Annotated in this window: 20 protein-coding genes; 8 read left to right on the top strand and 12 right to left on the bottom strand. The window is 73.9% G+C overall.

Features of this window, described 5'->3' with window-relative positions:
• Positions 1-258: 258 nt before the first annotated feature.
• The 3 genes from AB0K00_RS56105 to AB0K00_RS56095 all read right to left on the bottom strand — a co-directional run bounded on the left by AB0K00_RS56105 (position 259) and on the right by AB0K00_RS56095 (position 7,825).
• The gene (locus AB0K00_RS56105) at positions 259-1,365 is read right to left on the bottom strand and encodes a crosslink repair DNA glycosylase YcaQ family protein (protein WP_363539611.1); all 1,107 of its coding nucleotides are present in this window, start codon (positions 1,363-1,365) and stop codon (positions 259-261) included.
• 70 nt (positions 1,366-1,435) lie between these two features.
• On the bottom strand, positions 1,436-6,949 hold the full coding sequence (locus AB0K00_RS56100) for a carboxyl transferase domain-containing protein (protein ID WP_363539609.1): 5,514 nt from the start codon (positions 6,947-6,949) through the stop codon (positions 1,436-1,438).
• A 204-nt stretch (positions 6,950-7,153) separates the two neighbouring features.
• Positions 7,154-7,825 carry an NAD(P)H-dependent oxidoreductase gene (locus AB0K00_RS56095; RefSeq protein ID WP_363539607.1) on the bottom strand — a complete coding sequence of 224 codons (672 nt, stop codon included), beginning with the start codon at positions 7,823-7,825 and terminating at the stop codon, positions 7,154-7,156.
• 239 nt (positions 7,826-8,064) lie between these two features.
• Between AB0K00_RS56095 and AB0K00_RS56090 the strand changes: the two genes are divergently transcribed.
• Both AB0K00_RS56090 and AB0K00_RS56085 read left to right on the top strand, forming a co-directional pair.
• Positions 8,065-11,412, top strand: coding sequence for an NACHT domain-containing protein (locus AB0K00_RS56090; protein WP_363539605.1), 3,348 nt, complete (start codon positions 8,065-8,067; stop codon positions 11,410-11,412).
• 66 nt (positions 11,413-11,478) lie between these two features.
• Entirely contained in the window at positions 11,479-12,276 is a 798-nt protein-coding gene (locus AB0K00_RS56085) for a leucine-rich repeat domain-containing protein (RefSeq protein ID WP_363539603.1), read from the top strand.
• A gap of 3 nt (positions 12,277-12,279) precedes the next feature.
• Here AB0K00_RS56085 and AB0K00_RS56080 read toward each other — a convergent pair whose 3' ends face one another.
• Positions 12,280-12,747 carry an Lrp/AsnC family transcriptional regulator gene (locus AB0K00_RS56080; RefSeq protein ID WP_363539601.1) on the bottom strand — a complete coding sequence of 156 codons (468 nt, stop codon included), beginning with the start codon at positions 12,745-12,747 and terminating at the stop codon, positions 12,280-12,282.
• Positions 12,748-12,878: 131 nt separating this feature from the next.
• On the opposite strand from AB0K00_RS56080, the gene AB0K00_RS56075 reads away from it, so the two are divergent.
• The 4 genes from AB0K00_RS56075 to AB0K00_RS56060 are packed head-to-tail and all read left to right on the top strand — an operon-like array spanning position 12,879 to position 16,910.
• Positions 12,879-13,970: a thiamine pyrophosphate-dependent dehydrogenase E1 component subunit alpha gene (locus tag AB0K00_RS56075; RefSeq protein WP_363539599.1), complete on the top strand. Its 1,092-nt coding sequence runs from the start codon at positions 12,879-12,881 to the stop codon at positions 13,968-13,970.
• 38 nt (positions 13,971-14,008) lie between these two features.
• Positions 14,009-15,004 (top strand): alpha-ketoacid dehydrogenase subunit beta, encoded by a 996-nt coding sequence (locus AB0K00_RS56070; protein ID WP_363539613.1) that lies wholly within the window; start codon positions 14,009-14,011, stop codon positions 15,002-15,004.
• Complete coding sequence (locus AB0K00_RS56065) at positions 15,004-16,239, top strand: dihydrolipoamide acetyltransferase family protein (RefSeq protein WP_363539597.1); 1,236 nt, start codon at positions 15,004-15,006, stop codon at positions 16,237-16,239. Before AB0K00_RS56070 ends, AB0K00_RS56065 begins: the two co-directional genes overlap by 1 nt.
• On the top strand, positions 16,236-16,910 hold the full coding sequence (locus AB0K00_RS56060) for a hypothetical protein (protein WP_363539595.1): 675 nt from the start codon (positions 16,236-16,238) through the stop codon (positions 16,908-16,910). The genes AB0K00_RS56065 and AB0K00_RS56060 overlap by 4 nt, the downstream gene beginning before the upstream one ends.
• Here AB0K00_RS56060 and AB0K00_RS56055 read toward each other — a convergent pair.
• Positions 16,902-17,675, bottom strand: a complete 774-nt coding sequence (locus AB0K00_RS56055; protein WP_363539593.1) for an IclR family transcriptional regulator — start codon at positions 17,673-17,675, stop codon at positions 16,902-16,904. The two genes, AB0K00_RS56060 and AB0K00_RS56055, sit on opposite strands and share 9 nt — an antisense overlap.
• Before the next feature lie 34 nt (positions 17,676-17,709).
• On the opposite strand from AB0K00_RS56055, the gene eda reads away from it, so the two are divergent.
• Positions 17,710-18,351 carry a bifunctional 4-hydroxy-2-oxoglutarate aldolase/2-dehydro-3-deoxy-phosphogluconate aldolase gene (eda, locus tag AB0K00_RS56050; RefSeq protein WP_363539591.1) on the top strand — a complete coding sequence of 214 codons (642 nt, stop codon included), beginning with the start codon at positions 17,710-17,712 and terminating at the stop codon, positions 18,349-18,351.
• The gene (locus AB0K00_RS56045) at positions 18,348-19,448 is read left to right on the top strand and encodes a sugar kinase (protein ID WP_363539589.1); all 1,101 of its coding nucleotides are present in this window, start codon (positions 18,348-18,350) and stop codon (positions 19,446-19,448) included. Before eda ends, AB0K00_RS56045 begins: the two co-directional genes overlap by 4 nt.
• Positions 19,449-19,513: 65 nt before the next feature.
• Here the strand turns inward: AB0K00_RS56045 and AB0K00_RS56040 are convergent, their stop codons facing one another.
• The 7 genes from AB0K00_RS56040 to AB0K00_RS56010 form a co-directional block, all read right to left on the bottom strand.
• Positions 19,514-19,663 (bottom strand): hypothetical protein, encoded by a 150-nt coding sequence (locus tag AB0K00_RS56040; RefSeq protein ID WP_363539587.1) that lies wholly within the window; start codon positions 19,661-19,663, stop codon positions 19,514-19,516.
• Between the two features lie 227 nt (positions 19,664-19,890).
• A complete protein-coding gene (locus AB0K00_RS56035) occupies positions 19,891-22,023 on the bottom strand; it encodes a peptidase domain-containing ABC transporter (protein ID WP_363539585.1) in 2,133 nt (710 codons plus the stop codon).
• 58 nt (positions 22,024-22,081) lie between these two features.
• On the bottom strand, positions 22,082-22,270 hold the full coding sequence (locus tag AB0K00_RS56030; protein ID WP_363539583.1) for a hypothetical protein: 189 nt from the start codon (positions 22,268-22,270) through the stop codon (positions 22,082-22,084).
• Positions 22,263-23,243: a TIGR04500 family putative peptide maturation system protein gene (locus AB0K00_RS56025; RefSeq protein WP_363539581.1), complete on the bottom strand. Its 981-nt coding sequence runs from the start codon at positions 23,241-23,243 to the stop codon at positions 22,263-22,265. The genes AB0K00_RS56030 and AB0K00_RS56025 overlap by 8 nt, the downstream gene beginning before the upstream one ends.
• Complete coding sequence (locus AB0K00_RS56020) at positions 23,240-24,226, bottom strand: MvdC/MvdD family ATP grasp protein (protein ID WP_363539579.1); 987 nt, start codon at positions 24,224-24,226, stop codon at positions 23,240-23,242. The genes AB0K00_RS56025 and AB0K00_RS56020 overlap by 4 nt, the downstream gene beginning before the upstream one ends.
• 17 nt (positions 24,227-24,243) lie before the next feature.
• Positions 24,244-24,402, bottom strand: a complete 159-nt coding sequence (locus AB0K00_RS56015; protein WP_363539577.1) for a hypothetical protein — start codon at positions 24,400-24,402, stop codon at positions 24,244-24,246.
• A 136-nt stretch (positions 24,403-24,538) separates the two neighbouring features.
• On the bottom strand, positions 24,539-25,011 hold a 473-nt coding region (locus AB0K00_RS56010; protein ID WP_363539575.1), incomplete at its 5' end, for a hypothetical protein.

The following is a 25,011-nucleotide window of genomic DNA, read 5'->3' as shown; positions in this document are numbered from 1 at the left end:
CCACACCGTCACCAGCAACGAACCCGGCAAACCAAACCTTGGAAAGAAGAAATCGACCAACCCTCGGCCGCGCCGCACAGGTTAAAGATCAAGCTAAGGCGTGTTTGGTAAGTGGATGCCGGGCTGCGGCGGACCCAGACCCCGCCTGGACCCACGCCGGTCACACCCGGATACAGCACCGGTGTCCGGGCGCGCCCGGCGCGGCCCCAGCCGACGCCTGGGCCTCGCCTCGCTCCGACCCCACTTACCAAACACGCCTCAGCCCTCGATGGTCAGCTGCAGCCAGGCGGCCAGCGCGGCGATCTCGGCCCGCACCGCCGCCGTTGTCGCCTTCGGGAACGGCTCGTCCTCGTGGATCGCGTTGACCCGCAGGACGCCCGCCTTGCGGTCGGCGGTCGCGTCGAGCTTGCCGACGAGGCGGTCGCCGTGCAGGATCGGCAGCGCGTAGTACCCCCACCGGCGGTTCGCGACCGGCTTGTACATCTCCAGGCCGTAGTCGAAGCCGAACAGCTCCAGGGCTCGCTTCCGGTCGTGGATCAGCCGGTCGAACGGTGACAGCAGCGCGGCCCGGCCCTCAAGGGGCTGCCCGAGCCGGTCGAGGTGCTCGGGGTCGACCCGCCAGGCGCCCTTGACGCCTTCGACCACGGCCGGCTCGCCGACCTCGCCGACGCCCCACGGCTCGATCGGCACCTGCGTCGTCTTCGCCCGGGCGATGCCGAGGGCCCGCAGCCGCCGCTCGCTCCGCCGGCGCGGTGCCTCGTCTGCGGGGACCGGCGGGTGGTCGGGGTACACCCGCTCCGCCAGGTCCCACAGCCGGTCCCGCCCCTGCCGGCCGGCGACCGCCACCTCACCCATCGCCGCCATCAGGTCCAGCAGCCGGATGACGTTCTGGTCGTTGGTCCAGCCGGTCGACGCCCACGGCACCGCGCACGTGTCCGGCAGTTGCCGCGACGGCAGCGCCCCCTGCGCGGTCAGCCGGGCGAGGATGTCCTGCCGGCAGGCGTCGTTGGCCCGGATCCACTCGCGGTGCCGCGGATAGGTGAACGCACCGGGCGCGTCGTCGCGGAGCAGCGCCATCTCGGCCCGGTACAGGGCCAGGTCCTCGGCCGGCCGGATCGTCGCGGCCAGCTCGACGAGGTCCCGCCGCCGCAGCGCGTCGACGAGGTCGGCCGGTGTGTATGCGGCGCCGAGCCGGCTCCACGCCACGAGGTCGGCGGTCGGCGCGACGGCCGCGGTCGGGTCGATCTGCAGCAGCGTCAGGTGCCGCACCAGGTCCAGCAGCCCGGCCGGCCGGTCACGGTCCAGGAGCTGCGCACGGACGGCGATGCGGCGCGCGTCGACGGGGGAGAGCCGGTGCGTGGTCACCGCCCGACCCTAGCCGGTGCGCCGGCGGCGCCCGCGCACCTCCGGAGCGGAGCTGCGCGGGCGGCGGGGGTCAGCGCTTCATGCCGTGTTCGATCGCCTCGATGATGCGGGGGCGGAGCTCGGCGGCGCTGATGATCGCGTCGACGGAGCCGACGGTGACGGCGCGTTGGATGTTGTGGACGCGGTCGAACTCGGCGGCGACCTCGCCGAGCTTCTCGGCGCGCACGGCGGAGTGCACCTCGGCGAGCTGGGCGTTGAGCGCGGCCCGTTCGGCGCCGGTGGCGGCGGTGATCCGGGCCTGCAGGTCGGTCACCCGGGGGTCGGTCGCGGTGCGGTTGTTCACGTCGCCGGTGAACACCACCGCGGCGGCGGGGGCGCCGCCGAGCACGGAGGCGAACGAGCCCTCCAGGGCCAGGACGGTCATGTTCGGGTTCAGGGCCTTGGAGAAGACCACGAACGCGCCGCCGTGGTAGCGGGAGATGACGCAGAAGACGATCGGGCCCTCGAAGTTGACGATCGCCCGGCCGATCTCGGCGCCGTACTCCAGCTGCAGCTTGCGCATCGACTCGGGGGAGCCGTCGAACCCGGACAGGTTGGCCAGGACGACGAGGGGGCGGTTGCCGGACGCGGCGTTGATGGCCCGCGCGGTCTTCTTCGACGAGCGTGGGAAGAGGGTGCCCGCGGTGTACGTGTCAGGGCCGTCGGTGGGTGGGAAGCCGCGCCGTGGCACCGAGCGGGACTCGATGCCGATGAGGCAGACCGGCCAGCCGCCGATGTGCGCGTCCTGCACCGCGGACGTCTCGGCGTCGGCCATGCCCGCCCAGCGCTCGAGCACGGGGTGGTCCTGGTCGGACAGGGCCCGCATCACGGTGCGGATGTCGAAGGGCTTCTTGCGGTCCGGGTTGTGGGTCGCGGAGAAGATCTGGCCGACGGTGGTGAAGTCGCTGCCGGCGATCGTGTGCGGGTAGTCGGAGATGTCACGGTCGACCGGGTCGGCGAAGGCGGCCTTGCGCGGTCCGGTCTCGCCGGGCACGACGTACGTGTGGTCGTAGTGCGCCATGAGCACGTCGCGGGCGGCCGGCAGGTGCGGCGCCCAGTACTGCGCCTGCCCGTTCGGGCCCATCACGCGGTCGTAGCCGCCGATGCCGTAGTTGTCCTCGGCGGACACGCCACCGGAGAAGTCCAGGGACTGCTTGCCGGTGAGGACCATCGCCGAGTCCGGGGTCATGACGAGGATGCCCTTGGTGTGCATGAGCATCGTCGCTTCGGCGTTCCAGTAGGGCTGGGCGCCGACGTTGATCCCGGCGACCACGATGTTGATCTCGCCGCCGGCCTGGGTGAACGTGACGATCCGCTTGAGCGCGGCGGCGACCCAGTCCATGTTCTCGGTGCCGGAGCTCATCGAGATCTTCGCGCCGGCGGACAGCGCGAACCATTCCAGCGGGACCCGCATCCGCTCGGCGAGGTCGAGCGCGGCGATCACCCGCGAGCATTCCGGCTCCGACAGCGCGCCGAGGGCCTTCGTCGGGTCGCCGAGCAGCACGACCCGGGTGATGCCCTCGGGGTGCCGCTCGGTGGGGGTGGTGACGACGCCGGCGACGATCGCCGCGGCGTTCTTGCCCTTCGGCCGGTCGACCGGCACGAGCGTGCCGTGCTCGTCGAGGTCGTGCTCGACGAAGCTGCCGTCGGGACCGGTGAGCAGACCGGTCAGCTCATACGGGTAGACGTTGCCGCGCCGGGCCGCGCGCAGCACCTTCTGCCGGTAGTCGTCCAGGGGCTGCAGCGGCTCGGTCGACGGCTTGTCGACGAACAGCTGGACGCCGTGGCCGGGGTCGAGGGTGATCCGGACCGCGACCTCGCTCAGGTCGCCGGCCGAGTTGCGCTGCCGGGCGATGAACTGGACCTCTTCGAGGCCGGCGCCCGCGGTGGTCGGCAGGATCCGCTGGACGAGGGCGTTGAGCTCGTCGCCGGTGAGCTCGGTCGACGGCCAGACGTACATCAGGATCCGGTTGGTGTCGAACCGCTTGTTCTGCGGCCGCTGCGCCTGGATGTTGCGGATCGCGTCGAGGCCGGCGGTGATCGCGTCCTCGACCGCGGGCAGCGCGACGAGGCGGCCGTCGGCCTCGCGCAGCGGCGTCAGGTCGCGGACCTGGCCCATCGCGATGAGCCGCTCGTCGGCCGGGTTGCTGCGGGCCACCGCCTTGAACAGGTAGATCTCCTCGTCCGCGGACGGCAGCCGGGTGAGGTCGAACTCGCGCAGCCGGTGCAGCTGCAGCCGCTGCGCGATCTGCGGGTGCAGCCCGCGGATGAGCCGGTCCTCGACGAAGCCGGAGCCGGGGATGACGCCGGAGCCGGCGTCGGAGCCGGCGGGGCGGAACGTGAAGTGGTGGTGCATCACGGCGCCGCTGGTGCCGGCGACCGTGGTGGTGATCCGGCGGACCCCCGCGGGCAGCGCCTGCTCGGCGAGCAGCTGGCCGAGCCGCACCGCCATCGCGTCGGCGTCCGGCTGGTCCTCCCACGTGACATACAAGTCGGCGACCAGGCCGCTGTCGGGCACGTCGGCGGCGAAGGCGCTGACCGCGTCGATGGCCTGCGGCAGCTCGGCGATGTCGACGGCGGTGGTGACGATGCGGACCACGCCGGAGGAGTCGGTGCGGGCGGCGGTGACGAACCGGCAGCCGGCCGTCTCCCGCACGGTGACGTCGGACAGGGCGCGGTTGCCGTAATACCGCCGGGTGAGGACCTCCAGCAGCGGCGCGTGGTCGCGGCCGGGCCGCCCGATGCGCTGGCCGATCAGGCGGACGAGGGGCTCCGCGCTGGCGACCATGGCCTGGATCCGCTCGGCGCGGTCCGGGGCGTCCGGGTTGCGGTCGAGGTGGTGCAGGTCCTCGCGCACCGCGGCGTAGACCTTCGCGCGGTTGCGGCGCAGCAGCGGCTGGGCGAACCAGCGGAACACCACGCCGCGGGCCAGGTCCGACACCGCGGGGAAGCGCACCTGGGTGGCCTCGACGAGGTGCTCGAGGGCGAGTCCGGCGCGCTCGGCGAGCGACTCGAGCGGCGGCAGCCCGCCCAGCCACTGCCGCAGCAGCTCGGACACGACCGCGACGTCGGTGGACATCCGCTGCTGGGCCAGGAAGATGCGGAAGACCGCGGCCTCCAGCTCCGGCGTGCGGTCCAGCTCGGTGATGCCGTAGTGCCGCAGCGCCGTGCGCAGCTTGGCCTGGAACCCTTCGGGCAGGCCGGCCCGCTCGACGTCGAGGCTCTGCAGGTAGCTGTGGAAGAACTCGCGCGGGCTGTGCACGGGGCTGCCCGGCTCCTCCTCGAACTCGCCGGCGGGCTTGTTGCGGCTCAGCTCCGACAGGTCCGCGAACGTGGTCAGCAGGTCCAGCTCGCCGTCGAGGGGCCGGCCGCCGAGCTCGGCGCGCGCGGCGAGATAGCCGGCCAGCAGCCGCCGGCCGTCCTGCGGGTCGACGTCGAAGCCGAGCAGCAGGCTGCACAGGTCCTGCAGGCCGCGCTCCACCCGCTCGGCCGCGGACACGTCGACCGGCTCGGGCGGCAGCTCGATCTCCGCGACCTCGGCCACGGCGTCGTCCTGCGCCTCGGCGGAGCCGTCGGCGAGGGGCTCGAGGCGCATCAGCGGCGTGCCGGTCTCGACCTGGCTGCCGACCGACACCGGGCATTCGCGGACCCGGGCGCGGAACGGCGCGCGCAGCACCGTCTCCATCTTCATGCTCTCCAGCACGAGGATCGGCGCGCCGGCCTCGACCTCGTCGCCGACCGCCAGCGGCGTCGCCACGACCAGCGCGGGCGCGGGGGAGCGCACGACGCCGCCCTCGTCGCGGCTGATCCGATGGGTGGTGCCGTCGACCTCGACCAGGTGGATCGGGCCGTGGGTGGCGGTGACGAGGCGGAACCGGTGCCCGTTGACCACGATCCGGCCGCTGTGCTGGTCGAACCGCTCGATCTCGACGTCGACGGGGTGCACGTCGCCGCCGCCGGAGACGCCGACGCGGAAGCGTTTCTGCCCGGTGCGGGCGACGCTGACGCGGTAGCCGACGCCGCGGAGCTTCAGGTCGAGGGGGCGGCCGGTCTCGTGCTGGACCTGGGGGCGCCCGCCGTGCGCGGTGGACAGCAGCCGGTGCCGGCTGATCTCCTCCTCGTCCTGGTAGGCCTCGATCGCGGCGGCGGCCAGGGCGACCGCGGAGTGGCGGTGGCTGACGAGACGGCCCTCGGCGCGGACCCGGTCGATCCAGCCGGTGTCGGCGCTGGCGTCGATCACCTCGGGCTGGTCGAGCAGGTCGAGCACGAAGCTCTTGTTCGTGGTGCCGCCCTCGATGATGACGGTGGTCTCGGCCATCGCCCGGCGCAGCCGGCCCAGGGCCTCGTCGCGGTCGCTGCCATACGCGATGATCTTCGCGATCATCGAGTCGAAGTCGGCGGGGATGGTGTCGCCCTCGCTGACGCCGGTGTCGACGCGGATGCCGGGGCCGGCGGGCAGGATCAGCCGGGTGATGCGGCCGGGTGAGGGGGCGAAGTCGCGGTCGGGGTCCTCGGCGTTGAGCCGCGCCTCGACGGCATGGCCGGCCTCGACCGGCTGCGGGCCTTCGAGGCGGCCGCCGCCCGCGACGTGCAACTGCAGTTTGACCAGGTCGGTGCCGGTGGTGATCTCGGTGATCGGGTGCTCGACCTGCAGGCGGGTGTTGACCTCGAGGAAGGCGAACAGCCGCTCCCCGGGGTGGTAGAGGAACTCGACGGTGCAGGCGCCGCGGTAGGCGACGGCGACGGCGAGCCGCTCGGCGGACGCCTTCAGCTCGGCGGTCTGCTCCGGCGCGAGGACCGGTGACGCCGACTCCTCGATGATCTTCTGGTTGCGCCGCTGCACGGAGCAGTCGCGCACGCCGAGCGCCCACGCGGTGTGCCCGTCGGAGATGACCTGCACCTCGACGTGCCGGGCGCCGGTGACCAGGCGCTCCAGGAAGACCACGCCGGAGCCGAAGGCGCGCAGCGCCTCCTGGCTGGTGCGCTCATAGGCGTCGGTGAGGTCCTCGGCGGAGGCGACCATGCGGATGCCGCGCCCGCCACCGCCGGCGGTCGCCTTGAGCATCAGCGGGTAGCCGATCTCGTCGCCGGCGCGCAGTGCGTCGGCGAGGGTGGCGACCGCGCCGCGGCTCCATGGCGCGACCGGGACGCCGACCTCCTCGGCGACGAGCTTCGAGCCGATCTTGTCGCCGAGCTTGCGCATGGCCTCCGCGCTCGGCCCGACGAACGTCACGCCGAGCTTGTCGCACAGCTCCGCGAACGCGGGGTCCTCCGCGACGAATCCCCAGCCGACCCAGGCGGCGTCCGCGCCGGTCTGCACCAGGGCCCGTTCCAGGACCGCGTGGTCCAGATAGGGGCGGGCCGAGGCGGGCCCCAGCGGATAGGCGATGTCCGCTTCCCGGACGAACGTCGCAGTCCGGTCGGCGTCGGTGTAGAGAGCGACCGTCTCGATCCGCGTCCCGGTTTCGGCCGAAAGGTCCCGGACGGCGTGGATGAGCCGCATCGCGGCCTCTCCGCGGTTGACGATGGCGACACGACTGAACACCGGTTGAGCCTCCCATTACCCCACATACAGCAGGCGACGTCCGGGTCCCGGAGCGCCGCCTGCACCTTGCTACACCCTGCGTGATTACCGCCGAGTACGCCACTGTGCCGCATCACGCATCCCGGTGCCGTCGTGTTGTAAGGATCCCACAAAAGAGATCTGCGCCAACCACCAGGTGTGGGGTGACCGATGTCACTCTACGGGTCACCCAGCGTTCGCCTGATATTGGTGCGGCAGGGGTACCGCCGGCGCCGCGAACGCCGGTGCCAGGTGCTGGGCGCGGGTGATCGCGGTGGCCATCGCCGACTCACGCAGCGCCGCGATGTCCGTCGGCTGCGCGCTGATGAAGTCGATGTCGGTGATGCCGACGAACCCGAAGATGGACCGCAGGTAGGGCTCCTGGAAGTCGAGCGCGTGCAGCGGGCCGGCCGGGGAGTAGTCGCTGCCCCGCGCGGTGACGCAGACCATCCGCTTGCCGTGCACGAGGGGCTCGGGGTAGCCGAGGTCGTTGAACCGGAACAGATAGCCGGGCTGCACGATGCAGTCGATGTAGTACTTCAGCGTGTACGGGATGCTCAGGTTCCACATCGGGCTGGAGATGAGGTAGGCGTCGGCGGCGAGGAAGCGCGCGATGAGCTGCTCGATCTGGCGCCACGACTCGACGTGCTCGCGGCCGATCGGCTGGCCGTGGTTGAGCGTGTACTTGGTCTCGATGTTGTTCCCGGCGAGGGCCGGCAGGTCCTGGTTGAACAGGTCGACGACCTCGACCTCGAGGTCCGGCGCGTGCCTGCCCAACTCGGCGAGGAACTGCTCGGCGACCTGCAGGGTGTTGGACTTGTCGCTGCGGGGTGAGGCGATGACGTGCAGGACCTTCATGGTCTCCCTCTTCCGGGGCACGCGGGGCGACCGTCACGCCGCACCCCAGATTGTCGACAGTCGACAGCGCCGAGGCAAGATCGACCGGACGGTGCCGGCGGGCTCCGGACGGCCATCCCGGCCGAGCCGTTGGGCGGCCCGTCGGCGCGAACGGCCGAACGGAGCCGGGCGCCGCGTGTCCCGGCGCCACGGGGCGGCGTTCTTGCGCCGTGCATGGGTTTCCATGTATCGAAGACGCCATGCGGCGTGCGTGGGCCAACGTCATCGGTGCGCTCGTGCTCCTCGGCGTGCCCGCCGTGCTGGCCACGCAGTGGCAGGACCTGATCAAACGGCACCCGGTCACGGCGTTCCTGCTCGCGCTCGCCTGGGCCGCGGTCCTCGCCGTCGCGGCGCTGCTGGGGCGTGCGCTCGCCCAGCCCGTGCAGCGCCGCCTGGAGCACCTCGGCGAGGCGCTCGACCGCGCGTTCGGCCGCGGGCTGTCCGGCTACCAGCGGGAGTACCGCCGCTGGGTGGTGTCCTCGATGCGGTACATGGACTCCAAGGGCCTGGCCACCGTCGGGGAGTTCACCCCGGAGCTGGACGAGGTCTTCGTGGACGTCAGCCTGGCGCCGCGCACCCCGCAGGACATCCCGGCCGGCCTGCTCGCCGACGGCCCCGGCGAGGCCCCGGTGGGCCGCACGCCCCGCATGTCGATCTGGGACTTCATCGGCGATGCCGCCGCCAACGTCCTCGCCGTGATCGGCGGCCCGGGCAGCGGCAAGACGACGCTGCTGCGGCACGTCGCGCTGCGGGTCGCGCAGGGCGCCGGCCGGGCCCGCCGGCCCGTGCCGGTGCTGCTGGAGCTGCGCGACCACGCCGAGCGGATCACCGCCGACGCCCGGTTGACGCTCGCGGACCTGGTCCGCGCGTCGGTGCCGGGGGAGATCGTCGAGCCGTCCGGCTGGTGGGAGCACCGGCTCGGGCGCGGGTCGTGCGTGATCCTGCTCGACGGGCTGGACGAGGTGCCCCGCACCGCCGACCGGTCCCGGGTCGTGGCGTGGGTGAACCACCAGATCGCGATCCACCCCGACAACGTCTTCGTCATCACGTCCCGGCCGCACGGGTACCGCGCCGTGGTGATCGACGCGGCCCAGGTGCTGCACGTGCGGCCGTTCACCGACGAGCAGGTGACCCGGTTCCTGCACGGCTGGTATCTGGCCACGGAGCGGCGCGCCACCGCCGACGACGGCCCCGACACCCGGCTGCGGGCGACCCAGGCGGCGAAGGACCTGCTGGACCGGCTCGCGTCGGCGCCGGCCCTGCACGACCTGACCACCAACCCGCTGCTGCTGACGATGATCGCGAACGTGCACCGGTACCGCGGCTCGCTGCCGGGCAGCCGGGTGGACCTGTACGGCGAGGTGTGTCAGGTGATGCTCTGGCGCCGCCAGGAGGCGAAACGCCAGCCGCTGGAGCTCGCTGGGCCGCGAAAGGAGCGGCTGCTGGCCCTGCTGGCGTTCGAGATGATGGCCCGGCAGCGGCGCAACCTGCCGGTGGAGCAGGTGCTGGAGATCGTGCGCGAGCCGCTCGCCCGGATGAGCACGACGCTGGAGCCGGAGGGGTTCCTCGCCGACGTGGGGTCCAACGGCCTGCTCGTCGAGCGGGAGCGGGACACCTACGCGTTCGCCCACCTGACGTTCCAGGAATATCTCGCGTCCCGGCACATCCTGTACAACAACCTCGACGACGTGCTGGTCTCCAACGTCGACGACCCGTGGTGGCGGGAGACGACCCTGCTGCGGATGGCGGGCTCCAACGCCGACCGGATCGCCCAGGCGTGCCTGGCGTCGGGCACCACGGCCGCCCTGTCGCTCGCGTTCGCGTGCGCCGAGACCAGCGCGGAGATCACCACCGACCTGCGGGGGCGGCTGGACGCGGTGGTGTCTTCCGCGTTCGCCGCGGACGCCGGCCCCGAGCGGCGGCTGCTCGTCGCGTCGGTGCTCGTCGCGCGGTACCTGCACAGCTTCGTCGCGACCGAGGACGGCGGCCGGATCTGTGTCCGCCCCGTGCCCGGCAGCCTCTACCTGCTGTTCCTGCGCGAGACCGGGGCACCCGACCCGGACGGGCTGTGCATCGCGAACGCGTCGGCGCCGCTGCCGGTGACCGGGGTCTGGGCCGGCGACGCGACGCTGTTCGTCGACTGGGTGAACGGGCTCTCCACGATCGAGGGCGGACTGCAGTACCGGCTGCCGAACGTGGCAGAGCTGGGAATGCTCATCGGCGGCGACGGCCCGGCGTCCCGGGCGCTGCGCCGGGACGTGCAGTGCGCGTGGGCGCTGCCGGACGAGCCGGAACAAGGACAAGGACAGGAACAGGAGCCGGCGCAGCTGCCGGTGCCGGTGCGGTGGAGCATGACGCCGCAGGCGACCCCGGACCGGGTCCGCGCCGCCGACGTCGCGTCGGCGGTGATCCTGCCGGCCTCCGGCGACGGCCTGCTGCCGCAGCTGCTGTCGCTGTCCCTGCTGCTGTGCGTGTGCGCCGTCCGCCGGCTGCTGGACCGGGCCCTGCGGCTGGCGCGGGCGAGGCAGGCGCGGGTGCGGGCGTATCACGCCGAGTTGAGCACCTCCGCGGATCGCGAGACGAACGAACGCAGATCGTCCCTCCGCATCGATCTGGAGCAGGAGGTGGCGCAGGCGGCCACCGTGGTGGAGACGATCCGGCGGGCCGTGGACGCGCTCGACCGGCTCGTCGTGGAGCTCGACACCGGCCAGGACGGCCTCGTCGACGTCATCGACGTCATTGACGCCGCCGGGCAGCGGCGGGTGGCGCCCAAGCTGCGGTCGTTGACCCGGCAGGCGGTCGACGCGGCGACCGCGATACGCGAGGCGACAGCGCTCGAGCGGGTTGCCATGTCGGTTGGAGCGCGGGAACGCTCCGCCGAGCAGGCGGCGATGCTGCGGGATGCCACGGCCGCGGCCCGGGCGACGAGCGCAGCGGCCGGCGAGCTGCTCGCCGCCGTCGCCGGCCGGACCTCCGTCCGGCCGCACGCGGCGCTGCACAGCGAGCGGATCCGGGCCGCGCGGTCGTTGATCGGGGCGCCCGACTCGTCGCCGTCGTCGGACCCGTGGGCGGACACGCTGGTGGCGGTGCGCGGCGTCGTCGGCCCGGCGTTGACGCAGGCGGTCGATGCCGCGTGGGAGCCGATCGACACCGGCAGTGCCGGCCGCCGGTTCGCGACGGCGCTGACCGCCGCCGTCGGCCTCACCCGGGACGGCGTGTTCGTGCTGGACCTCGACGGGCTGGCCGGCACCGCCCGGACGGTCGTCGGCGAGTTCACGCGGAGCACCGCGGCGGACTCCTGGCAGCGGGCGTTCGCGGACGTCGTGGCCGCCGACGCGGTGCCCGTCCTGAGCCGCCACGCCCCGGCCGACGGCGCCCGGCCGGTCGAGGTGGTCGCGCTGCTGCTCGCCCTCGCGGCCGACGCCGACAACGGCGACCGGCTCCGGCTGCGGGACCAGACCCTCACCGTGGCCGCCGGGCTGACCCTGCTGCGCCGGCGGGCCGCGGACCCGGACCACCTCGAAAGCCTGATCCTCGCCTACGGCTGACCCCGACCACCTCCGGGGACAGCTGCGGGGCCACGGTGGTGGTGCCGCCGTCGATATGCTGGCGCGGTGGGTGCGCAGGACAGCACGCCGAGGATCTTCTTCAACCGGTTCGCCGACGCGGTCGGGCCCGCCGGTGGCGGACCGGACCGGGACGGGTGCCGGTGCGTGGGGCACAGCGTCGCGACGCGGCCCACGTCCGTGGACTTCCACGGCGACCGGCAGGACACCGCGGCGCCTGGATGGCTGCGCCTGCTGGAGCTCATCGACGAGGCGGCCGCCGACCGGCGCGCGGTCTTCAAGCCGTTCGTGGAGCTCAGCGCGGCGCAGCGCCGGCAGGTCGTCACCCTGCCGGCACAGATCGCGAAGCTGACCGAGGTGCGGCACCTCGTGCTGTATGGCACCAACCTTGTCCGCATCCCGGCCGAGATCGGTGCCATGGCGAGCCTCGAGCGCTTCGAGCCCTACACGTCGCACCGGCTGCACTGGTACCCGTACGAGCTGAGCCGGTGCGCCGGGATCGCCGACAGCACGGTCAGCACCCGCGTCCTCTACGGCAACTTCAAGTTCCGGCCGCCGTTCCCGCGGCTGCGCCCGGTGACCCGCGCCGGCGACGCCGACTTCACCGCGCTCGACCCCGGGATCTGGGGCGCCGACAGCGTGCGGACCTGCAGCGTGTGCGACCGCCCGGTCGACCGGGAGCTGCACCAGGTCTGGATCTCCCGGGCGGTCGGGACCGACGTGCTGCCGCTGCTCGTCAACGCCTGCTCGCGGGCGTGCGTGGAAGCGCTGCCCGACCCGTACCCCCGATATCTGCCGCCGCACACCGGCGGTCCGGAGGTCATGCAGCCGGCGCCCGGCTGGTAGCGCTCAGCGGGCCTCCCACATCGAGGCGGCCGTGGGCGGCTCGAACTCCTCGAAGACCAGCAGGGTCCGGGTGCTCAGCACGCCCGGCATGCCCTGGATCACGTCGAGGACCAGGCGGCGCAGGTCGGCGTTGTCCTTGGCCCGCACCAGCAGGATCACGTCGAACTCGCCGCCGACGAGGGCGATGTGCACGACGCCGGGCAGGGTGCGCAGCTGCTCGCCGACCACCCGCCACTCCGCCTGGCGCAGGTTGATCGTCAGGTACGCCGACGTGCCCATCCCGGCGGCCACGTGATCGACGTCCGCGCGGAACCCGCGGATGACGTTCGTCTCCCGCAGCCGCTGGACCCGGGCGTAGGCGTTGGCGCGGGAGATGTGCAGCAGCTCGGCCAGGGTGCGCATCGACATGCGGCCGTCCCGGCTGAGCTCCACGAGGATGCGGCGGTCGATGTCGTCGAGCGGGGCGGCCACGTGTCTCGGCCTCCTTCCTGAACGAGCCTTAGGTTTGGACGTTTGGCATCGTACGGCGGGCTCCCGGCCTCCATCTTCTCGTTCTTCGGCGCGCAGTGGAACGCGAATGGCGCGAGGCTCAGGATTGCGGCATGACGCGTGACCCGAGTCACCTGCTGCCGGGCGAGGAACCCGTCGCCCTCATCGATGCGAGCGGCCGGGCCCTCGACGCCGGGCCCTACGCGTTCCCCGAGCCGGCAGCGCTGGTCCGGGCGCTCGGGGCGCTGCTCACCGCGCGGCGGCTCAACGACCAGGCGTACGCCCTGGTCCGGCAGGGGCGCCTCGCCGTGTACCCGTCCTCGCACGGGCAGGAGGCCTGCCAGGTGGCTGCGGCCCAGGTGCTCGCCGACGGCGACTGGCTGTTCCCCACCTACCGCGACACCGTCGCCGCCGTCGGCCGGGGCGTCGACCCGGTCGAGGCGCTGAGCCTGCTCAAGGGCGACTGGCACTGCGGCTACGACCCGTACGAGCACCATGTCGCACCGCACGCCACGCCCCTGGCCACGCAGCTGCCGCACGCGGTCGGCGTCGCGCACGCGGCCACGCTGCGCGGCGAGCCGACCGTGGTCATGGCCATGTGCGGCGACGGCGGCACCAGCGAGGGCGACTTCCACGAGGCGCTCAACTTCGCCGCCGTCTTCCACGCGCCCGTCGTGTTCTTCATCCAGAACAACGGTTACGCGATCAGCGTGCCGCTGTCGCGGCAGACCGCGGCGCCGTCCCTCGCCCATAAGGGCGTCGGCTACGGCGTGCCCGGCGAGCGCGTCGACGGCAACGACATGGCCGCGCTGCTCGCCGTCCTCGGCGCCGCCGTCGAGCGGGCCCGCGCCGGCGAAGGCCCGCAGCTGGTCGAGGCCCTCACGTACCGGATGCAGGCGCACACCAACGCCGACGACGCCACCCGCTACCGCGACGACGCCGAGGTCGCGGCGTGGGTCGGGCGGGACCCGATCACCCGGCTCACCACCCACCTGCGCGAGCGCGGCCTGGTCGGCGACGAGCAGCTCGACGGGTTCGCCGCCGAGGCGGAGCGCGTCGCCACGCACCTGCGCGACGGGCTCAACCGCGACGTCGAACCCGACCCGGCGGACCTGTTCGCCCACGTGTACGCGACCCCCACGCCGCAGCTGCGGGAGCAGGCGGCGCTGATCGCCGACGAGCTCAGCCGAGAAGGAGCACGCTGATGACCGCCGTCGCCGAACCCATGACCGCGGCGCCCGCCATGCGGCCCGCACCTGAGCACGCGAAGCTGTCGATGGCGCAGGCGCTCAACCGGGCGCTGCGCGACGCCATGGCCGAGGACCCGGCGGTCGTCGTGTTCGGCGAGGACGTCGGCGCGCTCGGCGGCGTCTTCCGCGTCACCGACGGCCTCACCGCCGACTTCGGCGAGGCCCGCTGCTTCGACACGCCCCTGGCGGAGTCCGGCATCGTCGGCATGGCCGTGGGGATGGCGATGAACGGCCTGCGCCCGGTCGTGGAGATGCAGTTCGACGCGTTCGCGTACCCGGCGTTCGAGCAGATCGTCAGCCACGTCGCGAAGATGCGCAACCGCACCCGCGGGCGGGTCGCGCTGCCGATGGTGATCCGCGTGCCGTACGCCGGTGGCATCGGCGGCGTCGAGCACCACTGCGACTCCTCGGAGGCCTACTACGCCCACACGCCGGGGCTGCACGTGCTCGCCCCGGCGACCCCGTCGGACGCGTACGCGCTGCTGCGCGCGGCGATCGCGTCGCCGGACCCGGTCGTGTTCCTGGAGCCGAAGAAGCTCTACTGGAGCAAGGAGGACGTCGAGCTGCCGTCCCGGGCGCCCGGCATCGGCACCGCGGTCGTGCGCCGCCACGGCACCGACGCCACCCTGATCGCCTACGGACCCGCGGTGCCGGTGGCCCTGGAGGCGGCCGAGACCGCCGCGCTGGAGGGCCGCAGCCTGCAGGTGGTCGACCTGCGCTCGATCGTGCCGTTCGACGACGAGACCGTCTGCGCCGCGGTGCGCTCCACCGGCCGGGCCGTGGTCGTCACCGAGTCCGCCGGGTTCGCCGGTGTCTCCGCCGAGATCGTCGCCCGGGTCACGGAGCGCTGCTTCAACGCCCTCGCCGCGCCGATCCGCCGGGTGAGCGGCCTGGACATCCCGTATCCGCCGCCGAAGCTCGAACACTTCCAGCTGCCGGGTGTGGACCGGGTCCTCGACGCCGTCGACGACCTGCAGTGGGAGCAGTGATGGCCCGGACCTTCCTGCTGCCCGACCTGGGCGAGGGCCTCACCGAGGCGGAGATCGTGCGGTGGCTGGTGGCCGAGGGCGACACCGTCGCCGTGGACCAGTGCGTCGTCGAGGTCGAGACGGCCAAGTCGATGGTCGAGGTGCCGTCGCCGTTCGCGGGGCGGGTCGAGACCCTGCACGCCGGGCCCGGCGCCACCGTCGCGGTCGGCGCGCCCCTCATCACGGTGGGCGCGCTGGAGCCGGCGGCCGTCGCGGCCTATCGGGAAGAGGAGCAGGCCGGCTCCGGCAACGTCCTCATCGGGTACGGCACCTCCGGCGGCACCGCCACGGGCCGTCGCCGCCGTCCCCGGGGCAGCAACGTCCGGCCGGCCGCCCCCGCCGTCCCGGCCGCCGCGACGCGGCAGGTGCCGCTGGTGATCTCGCCGCTGGTGCGCAACCTCGCCCGCGCCAACGGCGTCGACCTGCGCGCCGTCGAGGCGACCGGCGAGGGCGGTGTCATCACCCGGTCCGATGTGGAGCGGGCGGCCGAGCGGCCGGCACCCGCCACCGCGGCGGCGGGGGAGCGGCGGGTGCCGCTCAACGGGTTCCGCAAGGCCGTGTCGGCGGCGCTGAGCCGCAGCCGCGCCGAGATCCCCGAGGCGACCGTGTGGGTGGACGTCGACGCGACGAACCTGTGGCGGCTGCGGGAGAGCAACCCGACCGGGCCCGGGCTGCTGGCGTACATCGCCCGCTTCGTCGTCGCGGCACTGCGCGAGTACCCGGTGTTCAACGCGCGCCTCGACACCGAGCGGCAGGAGATCGTCGAGTTCGACCAGGTGCATCTCGGCATCGCCGTGCAGGGCGAGCGCGGGCTCGTCGTCCCGGCCGTCATCGGCGCGGACAGCATGACCACCGCGCGGCTCGACGAGGAGATCCGGCGGCTCACCGCGAGCGCCCGCGAGGGCCGCAGCACCGCGCGGGAACTGTCGGCGGGGACGTTCACGCTCAACAACTACGGCGCGTTCCGGGTCGACGGCAGCGCCGCGATCATCAACCACCCGCAGGTCGCGATCCTCGGCCTCGGCCGGATCATCGACCGGCCCTGGGTCGTGGACGGCCAGCTGTGCGTCCGGAAGATCACGCAGCTGAGCTTCGCGTTCGACCACCGCGTGTGCGACGGCGGCACCGCCGCCGGGTTCATGCGCAGCGTCGCCGACGCGATCGAGGACCCCGCCTCGGTGATCGCCCGGCTGTGACGATCGTGCTCCTCGCCCCGGACCCGCTGCCCGGCGGGCCCGAGGAGGACGTTGCGCTGGGGCCGCGGCTGCTGCGCGACGGGCCGGAGCAGGAGCTGCTGCGGGTCTACTCGCCGGCGCCGACCGCGGCGTTCAGCCGCCGCGACACGCTGCGGCCCGGCCATCCCGCCGCGGCCGAGGCGGTGCGGCGGCTCGGGTTCACGCCCGTGGTGCGCCCGCAGGGCGGCAGCCTGGCCGTCTACCACCGCGGCAGCGTCGTCGTCGACCACGTGTTCCGCACGCCGGACGCGTCCCGGGATCCCCTGGAACGGTTCCGGCGGTTCGCCGCCCTGCACGCGTCGGTGCTCGCCGGGCTCGGCTTCGACGCCAGGATCGGGGCCGTTGCGGGCGAGTACTGCCCCGGGGAGTACAGCGTCAACCTCGGTGGCACCAGGAAGGTCGTCGGGTCCGCCCAGCGGGTCACCCGCGACGGCTGGCTGTTCAGCTCGATCGTCCAGGTCACCGGCGCGGCCGCGCTCCGTGCGCCGCTGGTCGTCGCCTACCGCAGGCTCGGCTACGACTTCGACCCGGACACCGTCGGCACCCTGGAGGACGACCTGCCCGGGGTGACCGTCGAGGCGGTCACGGCGGCGCTGCTGGCCGCTTACGGCGTGACCGCGCCGTCAGGCTGACAGCATGCTGCGGGCCTGGCCGAGCGGCCGGACGAGCTCGGTGAGCGCGGCGACGATGTCCCGCTCCACCTCCGCGCTCATCCGGGTGGTGGGCACCGACACGGAGACGGCGTCGGTGGCCGGGTCGGTCAGCGGCACCGCCATCGCGAAGCACATGATGCCCTCCGCGTTCTCCTCCCGGTCCACCGCGTAGCCGGCCTCGCGGACCGTCGCGAGGGCTCGGTGCAGGTCGCCGCGCTCGGTGACGGTGCCCGGGGTGAGCCGCTCCAGGGGCCATGTCCCGCCGAGCATCCTGTCCACGTCGCGGTCCGGGTGCTGGGCGAGCAGCGCCTTGCCCAGGGCCGTTGCGTGCGCGGGCAGCCGCCGGCCGACGGCGCTGTAGAGCCGCAGGCGGTGGGTGGAGTCGCGTTTCGCGAGGTACACGATCTGGTCGCCGTCGATGCGGCCCAGGTGCACGGTCTCGCCGAGCCGCCGGGACAGCTCGTCGAGGACACCGGACATCACCGCGACGCTGTCGTCGCCGTCGAGATAGGCGGCGCCGACCTGCAGGGCGCGCATGCCGAGGCGGAACCGGGTGCCGGTCTCGTCGGCCCGCACCCAGCCGCGGGCGGTCATGGTCCGCATCAGCCCGTGCAGGCTGCTCTTGGGGATGTCCAGCGCGCGGGCCAGGTCGACCAGGGTCCAGGATCGTGGCTGGTCGGCGAGGACCTCGAGCACGTCGAGCGTGCGTCCGGCGGACTTGACCGGCTGGAAGTCGTCGTGCACGGCGCCACTGTAGCGAACGGCGGGTGCTTCCACTATGTTCACACTTGTGACTGAGGTTCAGAATAATGAACAGCTTGCCATAGGTCGGGTCGTGCCGGTGGTGGTCCTGGAGGACGCCCGGCACGCCGACGCGCTCGGCGACGCCCTCGCGAAGGGCGGCCTGAAGGCGGCCGAGATCACCCTGCGCACCGCCGCCGGCCTGGACGCGATCGAGGCCCTCGCCGGCCGCGACGACCTGATCGTCGGCGCCGGCACGGTGCTGACCGCCCAGCAGGCCGAGCGGGCCATCGCCGCCGGCGCCCGGTTCGTGGTGACGCCGGGCTTCGCGCCCGCGGTCGTCGCCGCCTGCCAGGACGCCGGGGTCCTCGTCGTGCCCGGCGCCGCCACCGCCACCGAGATCCAGATGGCGCTCGACGCCGGCCTGGACATCGTGAAGTTCTTCCCGGCCGAGCAGCTCGGCGGCGCCGCGATGATCAAGGCCCTGGCCGCGCCGTTCCGCGGGGTCCGGTTCATCCCCACCGGCGGCATCACGCCCGCGGTGATGCCCGACTACCTCGCGCTGCCCGCCGTCCTCGCCGTCGGCGCGAGCTGGATCGTCGCGCCCGATCTCCTTGCCGCGCAGCGCTGGGACGAAGTGACCGCCCGCGCCGCCGCCGCGGTGGAGGTGGCGGCATGACGCTCACCCTGCGCCCCAAGGCCGAGTGCCGCTACGACCTGGTCTCACTCGGCGAGGTCATGCTGCGCCTGGACCCCGGCATCGGCCGGGTCCGCACCGCCCGCACCTTCCAGGCCTGGGAGGGCGGCGGGGAATACAACGTGGCCCGCGGCCTGCGCCGCTGCTTCGGCCTGCGGACCGCGGTCGTCACCGCCTTCGCCGACAACGAGGTCGGGCGGCTCCTGGAGGACCTCATCCTGCAGGGCGGCGTCGACACCAGCCTCATCCGCTGGGTGCCGTATGACGGCATCGGCCGCGCCGCCCGCAACGGGCTCAACTTCACCGAGCGCGGCTTCGGGGTCCGCGGTGCCGTCGGCACCTCCGACCGCGGGCACACCGCGGCCAGCCAGTTGCGGCCCGACGACGTCGACTGGGAGCACCTGTTCGGCACCCTCGGGGTCCGCTGGCTGCACACCGGCGGCATCTACGCCGCGCTGTCCGAGACGGCGCCGGAGACGGTCGAGGCGGCGATGACCGCCGCGCGCCGGCACGGCACGATCGTCTCCTACGACCTCAACTACCGGCCCAGCCTGTGGAAGGCGGTCGGCGGCCAGGCCCGCGCCCAGGAGGTCAACCGCCGCCTCGCCGGGCTCGTCGACGTCATGATCGGCAACGAGGAGGACTTCACCGCCTGCCTCGGCTTCGCCGTGCCGGACACCGATATCCACGCCGGAGCCCTCGACGCGGGCAACTTCAAGTCGATGATCAAATCGGTGGTCGAGGAGTACCCCGGGTTCCAGGTCGTCGCCACGACGCTGCGCGCGGTGCACAGCGCCACCGTCAACGACTGGGGTGCGGTCGCCTGGGCCGACGGCGACTTCGCCGAGGCCACCCACCGGCCCGGCCTGGAGATCCTCGACCGGGTCGGCGGCGGCGACAGCTTCGCCTCCGGCCTCATCTTCGCCCTGCTCGAGCGCGACGGCGGCATCGCCACCGCGGTCGAATACGGCGCGGCCCACGGCGCCCTCGCGATGACCACCCCCGGCGACACCTCGATGGCGAGCCTCGCCGAGGTCGAGTCGCTGGTGCGCGGCGGCGGCGCCCGCGTGCAGCGCTGAACCCCGGCCCCCGGCAGGCGTGCCTCGCACGGCGCGCCCGCCGGGGCCGGGTGCCTGTGGTGCGGTTATGCGACCGTCCGCACGTAGTAGGCGAGGATGGCGAGCAGCAGGGTCGTCACCGCACCGACGATCACGGCGAAGGTGGCCCGCCCGCGGCCGTGACCGCCGCTGCGGGCCCGGGCGAACGCCGGCTGATACATCTGCTGGTGCGACACGATCTGAGGACCTCCCCGTTGGTGTTGCCCTCCAACTGTCGCCGAGCCCGTGCCGCCGCGCTGTCCTCCCGCCGGACGGGACACCGCGCACGACGGGTGGACGCCTACGCCGGTGGCCGCGTGGCCCGCAGGATGTCGGCGTCGAAGGTGCGCCCGCCGCGCCGGATGATCCCCGCGCCGGCGCCCAGCGGCGTCATGGGCGTCGTCCCGCCGGACCACAGGATCGGTCAGACGGCCGCCTGGAGGGCGGTCAGGTCCGCGTAGTGCCCGCCGCGGGCGAGGAGCTCGGCGTGGCCGCCGTGCTCGACGATGCGGCCCTCGTGCAGCACGTAGATGACGTCGGCGTCGCGGACCGTGCTGAGGCGGTGCGCGATGACGATCCGGGTCTGCGGCAGCGCGGCGAGCCGCTCCTCCACGACCGCCTCGGTGGCCGGGTCGAGGTGGCTGGTCGCCTCGTCGAGCAGCAGCAGCCGCGGCTCGCCGAGCAAGGCGCGGGCGAGGGCGATGCGCTGCCGCTGGCCGCCGGACACCCCGCCGCCGTCGACCAGGACGGTGTCGTAGCCCATCGGCATCGCCATGATCTCCTCGTGCACGGCGGCGGTCGCCGCGGCGGCGGCGATCCGCGACAGCGGCGCGTCCGGGTCGGTGAGCCCGATGTTCTCCCGCACGGTGCCGGTGAACAGCGCCGGGTCCTGCGTCACCACGCCGAACTGCCGGCGCAGCGCGTGCGGGTCGATCGTCGCGGCGTCGTGCCCGCCGTGGCGCACCTGCCCCTCGGTCGGGTGGTACAGGCCGAGCAGCAGCCGGGCCAGGGTGCTCTTGCCGGAGCCGGACCGGCCGACGAACGCGACCTTCTGCCCGGGCTCGACGCTGAACGTGACGCCGCGCAGCACCCACGGCGCCCGCGGGTCGAACCGGAAGCCGAGGTCGCGCACCTCCACCCGGCCGTCCAGGACCGGCACCGCCTGCGCGGTGGTCGTTTCGGGCTCCTCGGCCATGATGTCGTCGAGGCGGGCCAGGTGCGCGCCGGTCTGCTGCAACTGCTGCAGGTTGTCCACAATGGACGACAGCGGCGCGAGCGCGGCGGTGGCGAGCGCGCCGAGCGCCAGCATCGTGCCGAGGCTCAGGTCGCCGTGCAGCACCCGGTGGGCGCCGACGAGCAGCAGCGCCGCGGGTGCCAGGTATTGCAGCGCGCCGAGCGCGGTCTCCAGGCCGCCGCGCAGCAGCCCGTGCCGCAGCCCGGCGTTGAGCTGCGCCGCCTGCAGGTGCGACCAGCGTTGCACGGCCCGTTCCTCGGCGCCGGCCGCCTTGAGCGTCTCGATGCCGCCGAGCGCCTCGATGAGCTGCGCCTGCGCCTTGCCGGACGCGTACAGCTCCCGCTCGGCGAGCTCGGCCACCCGCCGCCGGGTGCACAGCAGCAGCACCAGCTGCACGCAGCCGAGCGCGGCCAGGCACCCGCCGAACACCGGGTCCCGCCACAGCACGAGGCCGAGGTACCCCAGTGCCAGGGGAGCGTCGAGCAGCGTCGCCAGCACGTGGCCGGACAGGATCTCCCGCAGCGCCGTGACGCTGTGGGTGCGCATCACCAGCTCGCCGGTGCCGCGGTCGGCGAAGAAGCGGAACGGCAACGCGAACAGGTGCCGGACCACCCCGCCGGTGACGTCGTGATCCGCGCGGGTGCGCAGCGTCAGCAGCAGCCCGGTGCGCAGGAAGCCGAGCACCGCCTGGGCGGCGACGGCGACCGCGACGGCGATGCCCAGCGGCGCGAGCAGGCCGGTGGCGCCGGTCGGCAGCAGCCGGTCCACCAGCACCGCCGACAGCGCCGGCACGGCGAGCCCGAGCAGCTGCAGCAGCAGCGACGCGAGCAGGACCTGGGCGAGGACCGGGCGGTAGTTGCGCAGGGCGGCGGTGAGGAACCGGCGCCGCCAGGCCGGCGGTTCGGGTGCGCGCCCCGGCCGGAAGTCCGGGCAGGGTTCGAAGCCGATGACGACGCCGGTGAAGCCGGCCGCGAACTCGTCCGGGCCGAGCCGGCGGCGCCCGGAGACCGGGTCCAGCAGCCGCACCCGACGCGGGCCCCAGCGTTCCAGCAGGACGAAGTGGTTGAAGTTCCAGTAGAGGACCGCGGGTGTCGGGACCGCGGCCAGGCCCTCCGGCGGCAGCGAGAACGCCCGCGCCCGCAGGCCGTAGCGTTCCGCGGCGGCGACGAGGGCGTGGGCGCTCAGGCCGTCGCGGGACACGCCGAGGTCGGCGGTCACCTGCCGCACCGTCGCCGGTCGCCCGTGGTGGGTGAGCACCATCGCCAGGCAGGCGGCGCCGCAGTCGGCCGCCTTCACCTGGCGCAGCTCCCGCAGCCGCCTCATTGGACGACCCTGCCGAGCACCGCCGCCTGCATCCGCCGCGGTGCCCGCAGCCGCCGGGTCATCGCGCGACCGTGCCGACGACCGCGGCCAGCCCGGCCAGCAGCAGCACCGCCGCGAGCCACAGCGCCGCGAACAGCCGGCCCGGCAGGACCCGCAGCGGCACCGGCTCGACCCGGCCGCCCTCGGCGTGGCGGCGCACCGCGGCCGCCAGGAACACCCCGTCGCGGGTGATGTTCAGCTCATCCACGCGGGCCCCAGTTCCACTCGATCCGGGCGGCGGCGCGCCGTTCGGCGAGCCACTCGGCGAACAGCCGGCGCGACACGCTGTCGCGGGTGGCGGGCAGCACCGCCACGACCTCGGCGACCATGAACCTGTCGGAGAGCGGCACCGGGCCGATGACGGTGCCGGGCTCCGCGTCGCGGGCGGCGTCCAGGTCGGCGCGGGTGACCGTCACGAACGACGGCGCGGGCCCATCGCCGGCGGCGAAGTCCGCGGCCGCCGTGGCGAGCAGGTCGGCGGACCCGGCCAGCCGCGCCGCCGCGCCCGCGTCGGCGTGTTCCACCCGGACCAGCCGCAGCCGGTCGTGACGGCGGGCGCCGGCGGCCAGCTCGGCGTCGACCCGGGCGGCGGTGACCCGCTCCCGCAGCCGCGCGACCAGAGCCTGGTGCGTGACGAGGTCCTCGAACTGCTGGTCGCTGAGCCCTTCCGCGGCCATCCAGGCGCGGGTGGCCTCAGGGGTGAGCAGGTCCCGGGCGCGCCGGAACGCGTCGGCGGCGGCCTGCAGCTCCGCGTCGTCGAGCTCCTCGCCGTCGACGGCCTCGCGGACCAGGCACGAGTCGACCAGCCGCTCGCGCAGCGGCGCCTCCCGCCACAGCAGGTCCAGGTAGGCGACCGCGTCGGCGACCTCCAGGGCGACCCCGTTGACCCGCACCAGCAGCATCTCGCCGCCACGCTGTACCCCTCGCAACGGCCACGGCAGGCCGTCGTCGGGGCACCACGACAGCGACACCGTGCCGTCGGCGCCATCGGGCTGTGGCGAGCGGATCAGCAGGTCGTAGTGCAGCGAGCCGTCGAACTCCTCACGCTGCCACAGCAGCCGCAGGCCCGCGCCCGGGTGGCGGGCCCGCAGCGCCTCCACCCGGGCGCGGGCGTCGGCCGGGTCGGCGTTGCCGGCGGTGGCGGCGCGCAGCAGGGCGACGGCGTCCGGCAGGAGGGTCACGCGGGCACCTCCCCGGTCGCCAGCAGCCGCGCGACCGCCGCGGTGATGGGCAGGCCGGTGGCCAGTTCCAGCCAGTCGAACTGGCCGTTCGGGTTGATCTCCAGAAACACGTATCGCCCCTCCGGCGTCAGGATCAGGTCGACGGCACCGAAGCTCAGGCCGAGCCGGCCGACGAGGGCACGGCAGCGCTGCGCCACGTCGCCGGGCAGCGGGTGCACCCGCAGCGGTGTGTTCGCGTGGTCGTAGCGGCGCCAGTCGTACCGGGTGTGCTCGGTCGCCTGGGAGTGGATCTCGACGGCGAAGACGGCGCTGCCGACGACGGTCACGCGGACCTCGACCCGCTTGCGCACGTACGCCTGGACGATCATCGCCGCGAGCCGCAGCGTCGCGGCGTGGCCGAGGTCGCGGGTGCCGACCGGCTCGGTGAACCGGCCCAGCGGCGCCGCCTCCGTGCCGCGCGGCGAGCGGTGCAGCGGCTTGGTGATGATCTGCCCGTCGTGCTCGGCGGAGAAGTCCAGCAGGCGGTCGGGGTCGGCGGTGATCAGGGTCGGCGGCACCTCGAAGCCCAGTCCGACCGCGACCGCGAGGTGGAACGACTTGCGGTCGGCGCGGTCGATCACGTCCCGGGTCGCGGGCACCTGGCGGCAGTCCAGGCCGCGCCAGACGCCGTCGAGGTAGGTGCGCACCTCGGCGGCCAGGTGCGCCCGGACGTCGGGGTCGGTCACGGTGTGCGGCGGCACCGGCGCCGAGGGGCGCCGGTGCCACACACACGTCAGACCGTCCAGGTCCACGTCCCGGCCGCCGGTGCGCAGCCAACGCCGCACCGGGCCGGCGCCGCCGGCGGTCAGCTCGACCTGGGCACCCGAGGGGACGGTGCCCGGGTCGAACAGCAGCACCTGCGCGCCGTCGCCGGTGAGCAGCGCGGCGACCCGTTCGGCGGTGATGTCGCCGGCGGCGGTCAGCACGAGGATCCGTGTGGTCATGACGATCTACCGGCGGGTCAGTCGAACATCCCGTCGCCGGAGCAGCGCCACTTGCCGCCGCTGAGGGTGCAGACCTGGCTGGGTGCCCCGCCGTTGACCTGGCGCAGGTCGTCCTCGCGCAGCTCGACGCCGGTCTTCGCCAGCTGGTCGAGCGTGATGCGTGCCTTCTTCACCACGGACCGTCCTTCCTTCGGTGCCTCGCCGGGCCGTGCGACCCGGGCGGGCACCAGTGAAGGTCCGCCGGCTTGCCGGCGAATTGCGGTGGCGTGGTGCGGCCCTGTCGCCAATCGGACGGCGGGCTGATCGGGGCGCTCACGGGGTGAGGGTCGCGATCAGCCCGGCGGCCTCGTCGCGGGTCATGTCCAGGCCACGCACGTAGGCGGCGGTGTGCCGGTACGCCGGTGCGCCGTGCCGGTTGCGGTGCGCGTTCGCCCGGCCGATGCGCTGGGCGGTGAGGCCGACCCGCCGGCCGATGCCGGTGACCGCGCCCCACAGCAGCGCGCCGGCTTCGCCGTCGCCGGTGAGGGTCAGGGCCCGGGCCAGGGAGAGGGTGGTGACCAGCCACGAGCTCACCGTGGGGGAGTCACCCAACCGGCCGGTGAGCCGCAGCGCCGCCTGGCGGGCGTCGTCGTGCCGGGCCTGGTCGAGGGCGACCTCGACGCCGAGCCAGCCGGAGACGGTCACCACCCAGCCGAAGCCGCAGGCCCGCCCCGCCCGCCGCGCCTCGGCGAGGAGCCCGAGGAGGTCTGCTTCCTCGACCGGGACGGCCGGCCGCTGCTGTTCCG

The organism is Dactylosporangium sp. NPDC049525 (assembly GCF_040676755.1).
GTDB lineage: Bacteria > Actinomycetota > Actinomycetes > Mycobacteriales > Micromonosporaceae > Dactylosporangium.
This window is presented reverse-complemented; position numbering and strand designations above follow the sequence as displayed.